This is a genomic window from Janthinobacterium sp. UMAB-60 (assembly GCF_900095235.1).
GTDB lineage: Bacteria > Pseudomonadota > Gammaproteobacteria > Burkholderiales > Burkholderiaceae_D > Janthinobacterium.
On the sequence record NZ_LT607500.1, the window covers coordinates 21,769 to 35,753 of the forward strand.

The 13,985-nt window shown below is 62.7% G+C and carries 13 protein-coding genes; 8 read left to right on the plus strand and 5 right to left on the minus strand.

Annotation, left to right across the window (positions count from 1 at the left end):
- The first annotated feature begins 369 nt into the window (after nt 1-369).
- The 5 genes from K0F86_RS24065 to K0F86_RS24085 all read left to right on the plus strand — a co-directional run bounded on the left by K0F86_RS24065 (nt 370) and on the right by K0F86_RS24085 (nt 6,516).
- Nucleotides 370-1,185 (plus strand): NF038120 family PEP-CTERM protein, encoded by an 816-nt coding sequence (locus K0F86_RS24065; RefSeq protein WP_219136675.1) that lies wholly within the window; start codon nt 370-372, stop codon nt 1,183-1,185.
- A 1-nt stretch (nt 1,186) separates the two neighbouring features.
- Nucleotides 1,187-4,351 (plus strand): S8 family serine peptidase, encoded by a 3,165-nt coding sequence (locus tag K0F86_RS27870; RefSeq protein ID WP_219136676.1) that lies wholly within the window; start codon nt 1,187-1,189, stop codon nt 4,349-4,351.
- Nucleotides 4,352-4,471: 120 nt separating this feature from the next.
- Nucleotides 4,472-5,125: an AIM24 family protein gene (locus tag K0F86_RS24075; RefSeq protein WP_141171613.1), complete on the plus strand. Its 654-nt coding sequence runs from the start codon at nt 4,472-4,474 to the stop codon at nt 5,123-5,125.
- A gap of 8 nt (nt 5,126-5,133) precedes the next feature.
- A complete protein-coding gene (locus tag K0F86_RS24080) occupies nt 5,134-5,775 on the plus strand; it encodes an AIM24 family protein (protein WP_101483726.1) in 642 nt (213 codons plus the stop codon).
- A gap of 3 nt (nt 5,776-5,778) precedes the next feature.
- The gene (locus K0F86_RS24085) at nt 5,779-6,516 is read left to right on the plus strand and encodes an AIM24 family protein (protein ID WP_219136677.1); all 738 of its coding nucleotides are present in this window, start codon (nt 5,779-5,781) and stop codon (nt 6,514-6,516) included.
- 1 nt (nt 6,517) lies between these two features.
- Here the strand turns inward: K0F86_RS24085 and K0F86_RS24090 are convergent, their stop codons facing one another.
- Entirely contained in the window at nt 6,518-7,327 is an 810-nt protein-coding gene (locus K0F86_RS24090; protein WP_219136678.1) for an enoyl-CoA hydratase, read from the minus strand.
- A gap of 41 nt (nt 7,328-7,368) precedes the next feature.
- Nucleotides 7,369-7,998 carry a head GIN domain-containing protein gene (locus tag K0F86_RS24095; protein ID WP_219136679.1) on the minus strand — a complete coding sequence of 210 codons (630 nt, stop codon included), beginning with the start codon at nt 7,996-7,998 and terminating at the stop codon, nt 7,369-7,371.
- A 155-nt stretch (nt 7,999-8,153) separates the two neighbouring features.
- Between K0F86_RS24095 and K0F86_RS24100 the strand changes: the two genes are divergently transcribed.
- A complete protein-coding gene (locus tag K0F86_RS24100; protein WP_219136680.1) occupies nt 8,154-8,711 on the plus strand; it encodes a flavin reductase family protein in 558 nt (185 codons plus the stop codon).
- Nucleotides 8,712-8,761: 50 nt separating this feature from the next.
- Here K0F86_RS24100 and gdhA read toward each other — a convergent pair whose 3' ends face one another.
- Entirely contained in the window at nt 8,762-10,105 is a 1,344-nt protein-coding gene (gdhA, locus tag K0F86_RS24105) for an NADP-specific glutamate dehydrogenase (protein ID WP_219136681.1), read from the minus strand.
- Between the two features lie 9 nt (nt 10,106-10,114).
- Here gdhA and K0F86_RS24110 point away from each other — a divergent pair, with 9 nt between their 5' ends.
- Nucleotides 10,115-10,435 (plus strand): hypothetical protein, encoded by a 321-nt coding sequence (locus K0F86_RS24110; RefSeq protein WP_219136682.1) that lies wholly within the window; start codon nt 10,115-10,117, stop codon nt 10,433-10,435.
- Nucleotides 10,436-10,510: 75 nt separating this feature from the next.
- Nucleotides 10,511-11,107, plus strand: coding sequence for a hypothetical protein (locus K0F86_RS24115; protein ID WP_219136683.1), 597 nt, complete (start codon nt 10,511-10,513; stop codon nt 11,105-11,107).
- Nucleotides 11,108-11,187: 80 nt separating this feature from the next.
- Here K0F86_RS24115 and K0F86_RS24120 read toward each other — a convergent pair whose 3' ends face one another.
- Together K0F86_RS24120 and yegQ are read right to left on the minus strand one after the other, a co-directional pair.
- A complete protein-coding gene (locus tag K0F86_RS24120; protein WP_219136684.1) occupies nt 11,188-12,435 on the minus strand; it encodes a DUF819 domain-containing protein in 1,248 nt (415 codons plus the stop codon).
- A gap of 184 nt (nt 12,436-12,619) precedes the next feature.
- Nucleotides 12,620-13,981: a tRNA 5-hydroxyuridine modification protein YegQ gene (gene yegQ / locus K0F86_RS24125; RefSeq protein ID WP_219136685.1), complete on the minus strand. Its 1,362-nt coding sequence runs from the start codon at nt 13,979-13,981 to the stop codon at nt 12,620-12,622.
- Between the last annotated feature and the right edge of the window lie 4 nt (nt 13,982-13,985).

The window sequence follows — 13,985 nt, forward strand, 5'->3', positions numbered from 1 at the left end:
TGGGCGCGCAGGGGGGCGTCTGGCGGAGCGCCGGCAGACCAGGCAGTGTTCCAGGATGGAACAGGTGTACCGCGATGTGACGGTGCAACAAGCGCGGTTTTCGAGCTTATCTGAAGTCGGGCCGGCCCGTTGGCGCGCACGTCAGCCGCGTGATGAATTGTTGTTCAAATGTAACGTTGAGCTTTCTCAAGCTTTCATAGATAAAACAAAACAAAGTTTCGCAGAGATAGATAAAAAATAAATAAATGATATTAAAAATATGATATTTATTTTATGCAATTTGCTATATTTGTTGGCACTTTTGTGAAAAAGCTGAAAGCGGGCGCCAGACCTGCCGACCTATCTATCCACAACAATCAAGGGAATAGAATGAATCGTTTATCACCTGCGCGGGTATCGCCCGCCACCATCAATCCGCCCGCTACCCGCGGTCGCTCCACCGTTTTTGCCGCGCTGGCCACCTTGTCCGTGCTGGCCTCGGCGCCGGCCATGGCCGGTGTCCTGAGCTTCGATAACTTGCCCCCCGACGTGTATGCAAGCGGCCAGACGCTCAATACGCCGAGCTACAATCTGCTGTTCCTGGCCGACCCGACCACGGCGGCCGGCGGCGGCGTCAGCGGCGTGGGCGCCATCCTCGACGGCCGTGTGGGCTCGTCGTGCGATATCGCCGCCTGCCCGCAGGGCGCCAGCGGCAACTACCTGGCCATCCTCAACGATGGCGGCGTGAATTTCTCGCGTGCCGATCGCCAGGCATTCACCCTGGCCGGTTTCGACTATTCCTTCATCGCGCCCGTCTCCGGCTTGCCCAACATGCAGTGGGGCAAGCTGCAGCTGAGCGGCACCCTCGGCAATGGCCAGGTGATCAGCACCTCGCTGGCGTTTCCCGATCAGGGCAGCGATGGCAATTACCATTTCCAGAGCGCTTCCCTGCTGAGCAGCTTCAGCAACTACGCGTTTACGGGCCTGACTTTCAATGCGTGCATTTTCAACGATACTGGCGCGTGCAGCAATTCCCTCGATTTTCCCGCCTTTAACCAGGGCCAGTTCGCGCTCGACAATATCAATATCAGCGCCGTTCCGGAACCGTCGACCTACATGCTGATGCTGGCCGGCTTGGGCGCCATCGGCATGCTGTCGCGCCGCCGCACCGGCAAGTTCGCCGCGTCCACCGTGCAAGGAGCGTGACATGAAACTACGTCCCGTTTCACTCGGTATCCTCTTGCTGGCCGCCAGCCTGGCGCAAGCGGCGCAGGCGCAGGAACGCCGCTCCTACATCGTGCAGCTGGTCGACAAGCCGGCCGCCACCTACACGGGCCAGGTCGACGGCCTGGCCGCCACCAAGCCGGCCCCGGGGGCACGCATCAACGTGGGCGCCGCCGACGTGCAGGCCTATTTGAATTACCTCGACACCAGACAGGCCGCCGTGGCCGGTACCGTCAGCGCGGCGGAAATCACGCACCGGTACAGCGTCGTCTTCAACGGCTTTTCCGCCCTGCTGACGGACGATGAAGTGCGGGCCCTGAAGAAAAACAGCGGCGTGGCCAGCATCAGCGCCGACTCCATCCTGCAACTCGACACCAGCTACACGCCCAGCTTCCTGGGCCTGGACAAGCCGGGCGGCATCTGGGAGCAGCTGGGCGGCAAGGCGCACGCGGGTGAAGACATCATCATCGGCATCGTCGACAGCGGCATCTGGCCCGAGAACACGGCCTTTGCCGACCGCCTCGACGAGAGCGGCGTGCCCAGCCACAGCGGCAACAACGTCGTGTACGGCGCGCCACCGGCCAACTGGCAGGGCATGTGCCAGACGGGCGAAGGCTTTGGCGCCGAGAATTGCAACAACAAGCTGATCGGTGCGCGCTACTATCGCGCCGCCACGTCGGCGCTGCACTGGACGGAATTTTTGTCGCCGCGCGATTCCGTCGCCGGCCTGACGGGACACGGCGGCCATGGCACGCACACGGCGTCCACGGCCGGCGGCAACAATGGCGCCCTGGCCAGCTCGAACGGTGTGTCGCTGGGCAAGGCGTCGGGCATGGCGCCGCGCGCCCGCATCGCCGCCTATAAAGTCTGCTGGACTGCCGCCTCGACGGGGCGCAACGGCTGCGCCACGGCCGACAGCGTGGCCGCCATCGACCAGGCGGTCAAGGATGGCGTCAACGTCATCAACTTTTCCATCGGCCCGAACGCGGGCGGCGGTGCCTTCGACGAACCGACGGAAGTCGCTTTCCTCGGCGCGGCGGCGGCCGGCGTGTTCGTCGCCACGTCCGGCGGCAATTCCGGCCCGGCCACGCCCGCGCCCGACGTGCCGGCGCCCGTGTCGCACATCAGCCCGTGGCTGGCGACGGTCGCCAATTCCACCCACAACCGCCTGTACGCGGGCAATGTGATACTCAGCAACGGCGCCAGGCTGGAAGGCGCATCGAGCAATGCGAAGACGCCGGCGCTGCCGCTGATCCGCTCGCGCGACGCGGGCCTGGCCGGCGTGTCGCCAACGGATGTCAACCTGCTGCGCTGCTTCGGCGCGGCCGATACCACCTCGGCCTACCTGGACCCGGCGAAAGTGGCGGGCAAGATACTCGTGTGCGACCGCGGTGGCAACGTGCTGGTCAACAAGAGCGCGAATGCCAAAACGGCGGGCGCGGCGGGCGTGATCATCGCCAACGTGGCCGGTGGCGCCAACACCATCATCAACCAGGCGCACGTGCTGTCGACCGTGCACCTGGCGCAGGCGCAGGGCGATGCGCTGAAGGCTTTCATGGCGGTCAACCCCGATGGCACGGCGGCATTGGGCGAAATCCATACCATCCCCGACACGACGGTGCAGGCGCCGATCGTCAGCGACCGTTCCTCGCGCGGGCCGAACGTGGCCAACGCGAACATCCTGAAACCCGACCTGTCGGCCCCCGGCACCAACGTGCTGGCCGGCGTGACGGCCGACCTGACGCAGGCGCAGCGCGATGCCGTGGCGGCCGGCGGCGTGGCGCCCGTGGCCGAGTGGGATTTCTATTCCGGCACCTCGATGGCCAGCCCGCACGTGGCGGGCGTGGCGGCATTGCTCAAGCAGCAGCACCCGACCTGGTCGCCCGCGGCCATCAAGTCGGCGCTGATGACGACGGCCTTCAGCACCTATTCCGACGGCTTGAACGGTTCCGTGTCGTGGGATGCCACGGCGAAGAACTCGGGCCAGTTGCCGTGGGGCCAGGGCGCCGGCCACATCGCGCCGAACAGCGCGGCCGATCCGGGCCTCGTGTACGACGTGTCGGAAATCGACTATGCGCGCTTCCTGTGCGGCCTGAACCTGAAGGTCTACAGTCCCGCCACCTGCCAGTCTGTCGGCACCATTCCCGCCTACAACCTGAACCTGGCGTCGCTGACGGCGGCCAACGTGCTGGGCACGCAGACATTGACGCGCACGGTGACCAACGTGGGCGCCGGCAGCGCCGTCTACAACGTCTCGGCCAGCCTGCCCGGCTACACGGTGGCGGTGACGCCAACGAGCCTGAGCCTGGCGCCGGGCGCCAGGGCGCAGTACCAGGTCAAGCTGACGCGCACCACGGCGCCGGCCAATACCTGGACCTACGGCGCCCTGAGCTGGAGCGATGGCACGCACACGGTGCGCAGCCCGCTGACGGCGCGCGGCACCTCGCTGGCCGCCATTCCACTGGTCAGCAGCGAAGCGGCCACGGGCAGCAAGGTGCTGACCCTGGGCACGGGCTTCACGGGCGCGCTGGTGGGCGTCAAGTCGGGGCTGGTCGAAGCCGTACGTGAAGCGCGCACGATCGGCCAGGCGACGACGGGTGCTGCCGCATCGGCCGCCTGCAAGGCCGGTGGCGCCATGGGTGTGAACGTGCACAACGTGCTGATCCCGGCCGGCACCCTGGCGGCGCGCTTTGCCACCTACGACGGGGAAACGACGGGCGGCGCGAATACCGACATGGACATGGAGGTCTACAACGCCGCCAATGTGCTGGTCGGCAGCAGCGGCAATGAAGGTTCCAATGAGCAAGTGGAACTGCGCCTGCCCGCCACCGGCACGTACAAGGTGTGCGTGATCGGCTACGCGCCGCAGAACGGCCAGGCCGACTACACTTTGTCGTCGTGGGTGCTGGCGCCGGGCCTGTCGAATGGCGGCTTCAAGGCGTTGATGCCGGGCACGGCCTACACGGGCGGCACGGCGACGGTCTCGCTGAGCTGGTCCAACCTGGCCGAGGGCAAGCGCTACCTGGGCGCCGTCGGCTACCAGGTGGGCGGCGTGGTGCAAGGCGTGACGGTGGTCGAGGTCAATACCAATGACCCCGTGCCGCTGTTCCAGAACGCGCGCGGCGCCAGGCCGGTGCTGGCTGAATAAGCTGTTTCCTGTGTGAACGCAAGGCGTGCTTCCGGGCACGCCTTTTTTATTCGCTCACCCCCGTTCGGGAGGAATAGCACTTGCATGGCGGTAAGGCCCCCGGTATCTTGTCGGATAGCCATGGCTTTGTGCCCTGGCATTCTTGGGGAGTCGCGCGTGACCAGTTTCCGCACCAATACCGACCGCCTGCTGGAAGTGCGCCTGCAGGATGAAAAAGTGCTGGCGATCGCCGGCGCCATGGTCGCCTATACGGGCAGCATCAAATTTGAAAAATCCTTGCTCGGCGGCGAGGGCATCTTCGGCGCGCTCAAGCGCAAGGTGACGAACGAAGGCATGCAGCTGATGCAGGCTTCAGGCAGCGGCACGGTGTTTTTCGCGCAGAACGCGGCCGAGATCACCGTCATGGCGCTGGCCGGCGAAAAGCTGACCATCGAAAGCAGCAGCCTGCTGGCCTACGACACCAGCCTGAAGACGGGCACCAGCTTTGCGGGCCTGCGCGGCGCCAGCTCCGGGCAGGGCCTGTTTTCCACCACCGTCGAAGGCCATGGCAACCTGGCCGTCATTTCGCGCGGCAACCTGATCATGCTGGAAGTGACGCCCGCGCACCCGCTGCGCGTGGACCCGGACGCCTTCGTCGGCTTCAAGGGCGATATCCGCCAGGAATTCGTTTTTGATGTCAACTGGCGCACGATGATCGGCCAGAGCTCGGGCGAATCGTACCAGCACAAATTCACCGGTCAGGGCGTGGTGTTCATCCAGCCCGCCGAACGCTAGGAGCCGTCATGCCTGTCTATCAGCAGATCAATGAAAAGATGCTTGAGGTCAAACTCGGCAATGAAGAAGTGTTCGCCCGCAAGGGCGCCATGGTGTCGTACCAGGGCGACGTGGCGTTCAGCCGCTCCTTCCTGGCGGGCCAGGGCGTGCAAAGCCTGGCCATGCGCGCCGTCACGAACGAGGGTTACGCCCTGATGTCGGCGCGCGGCACGGGCAGCGTGTTTTACGCGCAGGGCGGGCTGTTCGTCAGCATCGTGCCCGTGCGCGGCGAAACTTTCTATGTGGAAAGCGACTCGCTGCTGGCCTTCGATGCGCGCCTGACGGCCGGCACCATGTTCCTCGGCAACCAGGGCGGCGTGCAGGGCGTGGTGCGCGGCATGGCCTCGGGCCAGGGCTTGTTTACCACCACCTTGCAAGGCACGGGCGAAGTGGCGATTTTGTCCGATGGCAATGCCATCGGCTTGCCCGTCACGCCGGACGTGCCCGTGTTTGTCGATCCGCAAGCGTATATCGGCCACACGGGCCAGCTGAGCTCGACCATCGTCACGGACCTGAACTGGAAAACCTTCGTCGGCCAGGCGTCCGGCGAATCCTACCAAGTGAAGTTTACGGGCCAGGGCACGGTCTACATCCAAGCGAGCGAAAGGTAAGCCATGACGATTTACAACCCCGATACCTTGCCGAAGAACGATAACCTGAACCGTTTTTCGTATGTCATCGACGTCAAGGAACAGATCTTCATTCGCAAGGGCAAGATGATCGCCTTCTATGGCGAGCTGCGCTTCGAAGCCATGGGCAGCAGCGTGCTCGACTTGATCGTGCGCACCGCCTTCAATGCGCCCAAATACGTGCACCACTTTGTCGTGGCGCAAGGGCAGGGTCAGTTGATCCTGGGCGATAACGGCAACGACCTGGCGTGCTACGACCTGGACAACGCCAACATGACCATCCGCGCGAAAAACCTGCTGGGGTTTACCAAGGACGTGATTTGCCAGGAATCGACCTTGCCCGGCTTTTTGACCATGATAGGCACGGGTAAAGTCATCGCCTCGTCGAACGGCCCCGTGCATTTTCTGGAATTGCCGTGCCGCGTGGACGAGCAGGCCGTGCTGGGCTGGGCCGATTGCCCCAGCCCCTCGTATCACTACGATTACGCCCACGTGCAGGGTTGGGCCTCGGCCGCCGGCGCGCTCACGGGTTTCAGTTTATCGGGCGAGGAAAAGCAGATCGACTTCACGGGTGCCGGCACGGTGCTGGTGCAGTCGTCCGAGCTGGACGTGACGGGCAGCTCGGCCCTGATGCAGCTACTGTCGCAACTGCCGCTGCTGGGCAAGGAAGACCTCGGTACCTTGAGTCTTTCCGTGCAGCAGCAGATGAAGCAGGAACGTTAAGCTACTTGACGGCCGCCCAGCCGGGCGGCCGCTTCTCTAAAAAGGCGGTGACGCCTTCCTCTGCATCCTCTTCCATCATGTTGCGCGCCATCACGTCGCCCGCATACGCATACGCGTCGTCCAGCGGCAGCTGGCGCTGCCGGTAGAACATGGCCTTGCCGTAGCGGATGGCCGTCGGGCTTTTCGCCATGATCTGCTGCGCCAGGCGCGCCACGGCCTCGTCGAGCGCCGTGTCGGCCACCGTTTCATTGATCAGGCCCCAGTCGGCAGCCGTGTCGGCGTCGATGAAGCGGCCCGTCACCAGCATGTCGAAGGCCCGCTTGGGCGACACATTGCGCGACAGGGCGACCGATGGCGTGGCGCAGAACAGGCCCACGTTGATGCCGGAGACGGCAAAACGGGCGGACGCCCCCGCCACGGCCAGGTCGCAGCTGGCGACCAATTGGCAGCCGGCCGCCGTGGCGATGCCGTGCACGCGGGCAATCACGGGCACGGGCAAGGTTTGAATGGCTTGCATCACGCGCGAGCATTGCGCGAACAGGGTTTGATAATACGCAAGCTGGCGCGTGGCTTGCATCTGGCGCAAATCGTGGCCCGCGCAAAAAGCCTTGCCTTCGGCGGCCAGCACCACGCAGCGCACGTGCGGCTGCTGCGCGATGCCGTCGAGTTCGGCCTGCAGCGCGGTCAGCATGGCTATCGACAGGGCATTGAATTGCAGGGGGCGGTTCAGGCGCAGGGTGACGAGGCCACCCTCATCCTCGCGCAGCACCAGCGGTGCGTCGGTGTCTTGGGTATCGGGTGTTGCGGTCATGCGGTCTCCAGTGGCTTGATGGCCTGTTTTTATGGAAAATCTTATTTGGCGGCATTCACGCTGCCGATGCCGGCGACCGACTTGTGCACGATCTTCGGCTTGCCGTAATACGTCAGTTCGCCCATGCCGCGCACCACGGCGTTCAGTTCGCCAGAGGAATACACCTTGACGGAGCCGATGCCGTCGAAATTGACGTCGACGTTTTTCGCCAGCAAGGCTTTCGTATCGACTTCGCCCACGCCCTGCGCCTTCAGGCGCAGCCAGTCGACCTGGCCATCGGCGGCCAGACGGCCCGCGCCCTTGTAGCTGATGTCAACTCGTGGGCCATTGAGCTTGGTCAAGATCTTCTCACCCGCGCCTTCCGCGATCAGCTTGCGCAAGGTCGGCATGGTGATGATGATGCGCGGGTCGCCCTCGGTCTTCTTGATATCCTTGTCCTTCATGGAAATTTTCAGCTCGCCATCGACCACTTCCGTGATGACGCCGCTGAGGAATTTCTGGTCGCCGCGCAGCAGCAGGCTCTGCTCCTTGCCCGATTCCACTTCGATGCTGATGGGGCCGCGGATGTCGATGGCGTTGAACGCGGCTACCGTGCGGGTTTGCTCGTCGGCATGCGCGAGGGTGGAGAGGCAGGCGAGGGACAGGACGGACAACAGGAACAGAGGGCGCATGGCGGTTTCCTTGAGTAGTTGATCAGTGTATTCTATGTTGCAACATCTCCAACGGGGAGAAATTTGCGATGAACGGCACAAATCGCATCGGCCAGCCGCGCGCCCGGCCAGGCGCCATTGGGCTATGCTATGGCGTACCGCGTCCTGGAGACCAGATGAAAAATTACCACAAAGAAGATTATCCCGTCGCCGATATCCGCCGCTTCCTCGAACCGGGGCCGGTGGTGCTGGTCAGCTCAACGTGGAAGGGCGAAAGCGACATCATGACCATGGGCTGGCACATGCTGATGGAGTTTACGCCATCGTTGCTGGGCTGTTTCATTTCCGATGCGAACCACAGCTATGAAATGATCAAGCGCAGCATGGAATGCGTGATCAACCTGCCCACGGCCGACATGGTCGACCAGGTGGTCGCCATCGGCAATTGCAGCGGCGAAGACACGGACAAGTTCACGGCCTTCGGCCTGACGCCGCAGCCGGCCGAACTGGTGGGCGCGCCGCTGATCGCCGAGTGCTACGCCAACTTCGAATGCAAGCTGGCGCAGGTGGCGGGCAACCCGAAGGGCGGCTTCTTCATCTTCGAGTGCGTGAAAGCCCACGTGGCCACTTCGCCCAAGCTGCCCGAAACCCTGCACTACCGGGGCAATGGCGAGTTCATGGTATCGGGCCGCACGATCAGCCGCAAGAGCCTGATGAAGCCCGAGATGTTGTAGGTCGGATTAGGTTCGAAGAACCGTAATCCGACAACATCGTTGGCCGATGATTAAATCACCCCCTGCGCCAGCATCGCGTCGGCGACTTTGACGAAGCCGGCGATATTGGCGCCATCGACATAACTGACGGTGCCATCGGCGCGCATGCCGTACTGCTTGCATGCGGCGTGGATGCCTTGCATGATCTGCAGCAAACGCGCGTCGACTTCTTCGCGCGGCCAGGAAATGCGGGCTGCATTCTGGCTCATTTCCAGGCCGGAAGTCGCCACGCCGCCCGCATTGCTGGCCTTGCCCGGCGCATACAGCACGCCAGCCGCCTCGAACGCCTTGGCTGCCTCGATGGTGGTGGGCATGTTGGCGCCTTCGGCCACGCACTGCACGCCATTGGCGATGAGCAGGCGCGCATCGGCGATATCGAGTTCATTTTGTGTGGCGCAGGGCAGGGCGATGTCGACCGGCACATGCCATGGCGACACGCCCGCTTCGAAGCGCACGCCCGTGCGCGCGGCGTAATCGCTGACCCGGCCATACAAATGGTTCTTGACCTCCATCAGGATGGCCAGTTTTTCCGGCGTAAAACCGTCTTCATCGATGACGGTGCCGCTGGAATCGGAGACGGTGATGACTTTCGCGCCCATGGCCATGGCTTTTTCCACCGCGTACTGCGCCACGTTGCCCGAACCGGACACGGACACGCGCATGCCTTCGAACGAGCGGCCCCGCGTTTTCAGCATTTCTTCGGCGAAATACACAGTGCCGTAGCCCGTCGCTTCCGGCCGCATCAGCGAGCCGCCGAAGCTGGCGCCCTTGCCCGTGAACACGCAGTCGGCGCGGTTGCTGAGTTTTTTCATCATGCCGGCCATATAGCCCACTTCGCGTCCGCCCACGCCGATGTCGCCGGCCGGCACGTCCGTGTCCGAACCCACATGGCGGAACAGTTCGCTCACAAACGCCTGGCAGAAACGCATCACTTCGCCCGGGCTCTTGCCCTTCGGATCGAAATCGGCGCCGCCCTTGCCGCCGCCCATCGGCAAGGTCGTCAATGCATTCTTGAATGTTTGCTCAAAGGCGAGGAATTTCAGCACGGACAGCGTGACGGAAGGGTGGAAGCGGATGCCGCCCTTGTACGGCCCGATGGCCATGCTGTGCTGGATGCGGTAGCCGCGATTGACTTGCACTTGCCCATGGTCATCGACCCACGACACACGGAACATCACCACGCGCTCCGGCTCGATCAAGCGTTCCAGCAAGCCTTGTTCCGCGTATTTCGGGTGCTGCTCCAGGAACGGCCACAAGCTTTCCATGACTTCGGTGACGGCTTGCAGAAACTCGGGTTGACCTGGATTGCGTGCGGCGACATGCTGGACATACTCGTGAGCAGATGCGTATTTCATCAGAATTCCATGGAGGTAATCGGTTATTTGGGCAACTATCATCGCAGATTTCGCACAAAAATGGTGCGGAAATTTGGTTTTGAGGGGTTTCTGCTACATTGTGGGGCGAATTTGCCGGCTGGCCGGCGCGGCAAAACAGGTAGTGGTCTGGTGGGATTATCGACTGAGAAGCAGGCGCTGCGTAATGACATGCATACACGGGCCGAGCGATTTTGCGGCAAGGCCTCTTTGCTCCGGGTCGCCTGGAATACAAATGGCTACTCGCCACTCTTGGTCTTCCACTTGCCAGAATGTATGTTTTTAAGAATTGCTTATTTATTGAAAGATTGACAGATCCCAATCGCCCCTATGGGTAGTCAGGCAAGAATGACTTGCTGTTTGCCAACTTTGAATGGGGGAATCCTTATGTTCAAGTGTCTTGCCACTAAAAGCGCGCCTATCGTCATCACCTTGCTTTACGCGCACATGCTTTCCGGCTGCGTAACAAAGACAGTGCCAGTGGTGGCGTCGGCCTCAAGCTATGAATGCAGGCCGACGCCAGTCGATGGCTTGCCCATGGCAGGGGAGGGGGTGTATGGATGCCATTTTCAACTGCTCGATACGGAGACGAAAGAAATTCTCGTCAATACACCGTATTCACTCGACGTCTATGCACCGTCAAAATCGGCCGCCTCAGAAACACCATTTCTCGCCACACTGAAAGGTGTGACAGATGCGCATGGGCGATCCGGATTCATACGGGCGTCATTTCCCATCACTCCCGAGCGCATGCGATTTGTGCGGGTGGTGGGAAGCGGGCCATATGGCCTCAGTCCTCAATTGTTGCGCCCGACGGATGGCTCGGGCGTGGCCGGCATGCATTATCACGTGACAGGTTGCGGATACGATCAAACAGGCATTACCGATGAACAAGGTCTTGCGCCCCTGTTTCTCAGTGTATCCGAGTGCAAACTGAAAGCGGCTTTTTACATGTGCCGTAATGGCAAGTGCCCGACCAAGTGACGTCTCCGTCGCCCTCCTTGCGCAGCCCACCAACGACAATGCCAGCCCGAAGGCTGGCCTTGTCGTTATGGCCGGGTGGATCACCCGGCCATGCCGCGCAGTATCAGCCCCGTGATGTAGGCGCCGTAGGTGCCCAGCGCGTAGCCGAGCACGGCCAGCAGTACGCCGACAGGCGCCAGCGATGGGTGGAAGGCGCTGGCGATGACGGGGGCGGAGGCGGCGCCGCCGATGTTCGCCTGCGATCCCACGGCCATGAAGAACAGCGGTGCGCGGATCAGCTTGGCGACGAGCAGCATCAGGCCGCCATGCACGGCGATCCAGATCAGGCCCAGCAGGAACAGGAAAGGCTTGTCGAACAGGGCTTTCAAGTCCATGTGCATGCCGATGGTGGCCACCAGCACGTACAGCATGGCCGAGCCGATGGTCGAGGCGCCCGCGCCTTCCAGGCTGCGCGCGCGGGTAAAGCTCAGCAGCAGGCCGAAGGTGGTGGCGAGCACGACGATCCAGAAGAAGTTCGATGTCAGGCTGTAATCCTGCAAGCGCCAGGCGGCCGGCAAGGTAGCGATCCAGCTGATGATGGGGCCGGCCAGAAAATGCGACAGGCCCGTCACGCCCAGGCCCACGCCGAGGATGATCATGATGTCGGTCAGGCTGGCGATGCGCGCGTGCTGGGCCCGATAACTTTCGATGCTGTCCTTGAGCGCATTGATGGCCGATAAATCCGCGCCGGTCCAGCGGTCGAAGGCGCCCGCGCGGCCGGCCAGGAACAGCAGCACGGCTGTCCAGACGTTGGCCACCAGTACGTCGACGGCGACGAACTGGCCGAACAGCGTGGCATCGACTTCAAATACTTCCTTCATGGCCGCCTGGTTGGCGCCGCCGCCTATCCACGAGCCGGCGACGGTCGTCATGCCGCGCCAGGTGTCGCCCGCCACCGTTTCCGGGTGGATCAAACGCAAGGCTTCGAACGAGACGAGGGCGCCCAGCATCACGCCGAGCGTCCCTGTGAGAAACATGATGATGGCCTTGGGGCCGAGGCGGATAATGCCGCCGAAATCGATGGCCACGCACAGCAGCACCAGTGCGCTGGGCAGCAGATAGTCGCGCGCCACGGCGTACAGGCCGGAAGCGTTGCCGTCGATGATGCCGAAGGTGTTGAGCAGCGCCGGGATCAGGTAGCACATCAGCAGCGACGGGATATACGTATAAAACTTTTTCCAGAAGCCGTCGGCGCGGGAGGCTGTCCAGAAGACGGCCCCCAGGGTCATGGCGAGCAGGCCGAGGACGACGGCATCGTTGGTGATGAGGGCAGAGGTGGCAGGTGGCATCGGGGATTCCGGTGAACGTGTCAGGGACGCACCGGATGCCGATACGGCCCCCGGGCGCAGGGTGGCCGTATCGTATAGCAATGTTGAGGCTTAAACAAATTGTTTAAGCGCTACTCTGCGGATTTTTTCTTGTCAAATCAAACACTTACATACTGGTTTGCCGCCCGGCATGCCTGACTGGCGGTTACAAATAGCGCGCCAGCAAGGCTTTATTCAGCGCCCCGTCGAGTTCGATGCGCACGAAGTGGCCGCTGCCGGGCGCGACCTGGATCTCCTTGCCGTCATCGCTGAGCATGCGGGCAATGGTGAAATCGCGGTTGCCGCCCGGATGCAGGGCCTCGATGCGGTCGCCCACGGCGAAGCGGTTTTTCACTTCCACCCTGGCCCAGCCGTCCGTCACGCCCAGCACGTCGCCCACGTACTGGCTGCGGTCCGCCTCGGACGCGCCGCGCATGTAGTTCTGGTGCGTTTGCGTGTGATGGCGTTGATAAAAACCGTCCGTGTAGCCGCGGTTGGCCAGGCCTTGCAGTTGGCCCAGCAGGCTGATGTCGAAAGGACGGCCCGCCACGGCGTCATCGATGGCCTGGCGGTAGACTTGCGCCGTGCGCGCCGCGTAGTACAGCGACTTGGTGCGGCCCTCGACTTTGAGCGAATTGACGCCGATCTTGACCAGGCGCTCGATATGCTCGACGGCGCGCAAGTCCTTCGAATTCATGATGTAGGTGCCGTGCTCGTCTTCGAGGATCGGCATCAGCTGGCCCGGGCGCTGGGCTTCTTCGATAAAGTAGGGCTGGTCGGCCAGCGGGTGGCGCGGCTGCTGGTGCAGGGCGGAAAATGCATTGTTGTCGGCCTCGGCCAGCGCCTGGTGAAATTCCAGCGGCACCACCTGCATGCCGCCCAGGTCGCCGCTGGCGTCTTCCGAGGCATTTTTCACCTTGTAATCCCAGCGGCAGGAATTCGTGCACGTGCCCTGGTTCGGGTCGCGGTGATTGAAGTAGCCGGACAGCAGGCAGCGGCCCGAATAAGCGATGCACAGGGCGCCGTGGACGAACACTTCCAGTTCCATCTCCGGGCAGCGCTGGCGGATTTCCTCGATTTCGTCGAGCGACAGTTCGCGCGACAAGATCACGCGCGTCAGGCCCATGCGGTGCCAGAATTTCACGTCGGCCCAGTTGACGGCATTCGCCTGCACCGATAAGTGCACGGGAACGTCCGGCCACTTGTCGCGCACCATCATGATCAGGCCCGGGTCGGCCATGATCAGCGCGTCCGGGCGCATGGCGATCACCGGTTCCATGTCGCGCAAATACGTTTTCAGCTTGGCATTGTGGGCGAAGATATTGCTCGCGACAAAGAATTGCTTGCCGCGCGCATGCGCGCCATCGATGCCCTCTTGCAAGGCTTGCAAGGTCGAAAAATCATTATTGCGCACGCGCAAACTGTAGCGCGGCTGGCCCGCATAGACGGCGTCGGCGCCATAGTCGAAGGCGGCATGCATCTTGGCCAGGGAGCCGGCAGGCAGGAGGAGTTCGGGAGCGTGGCGCATGGAG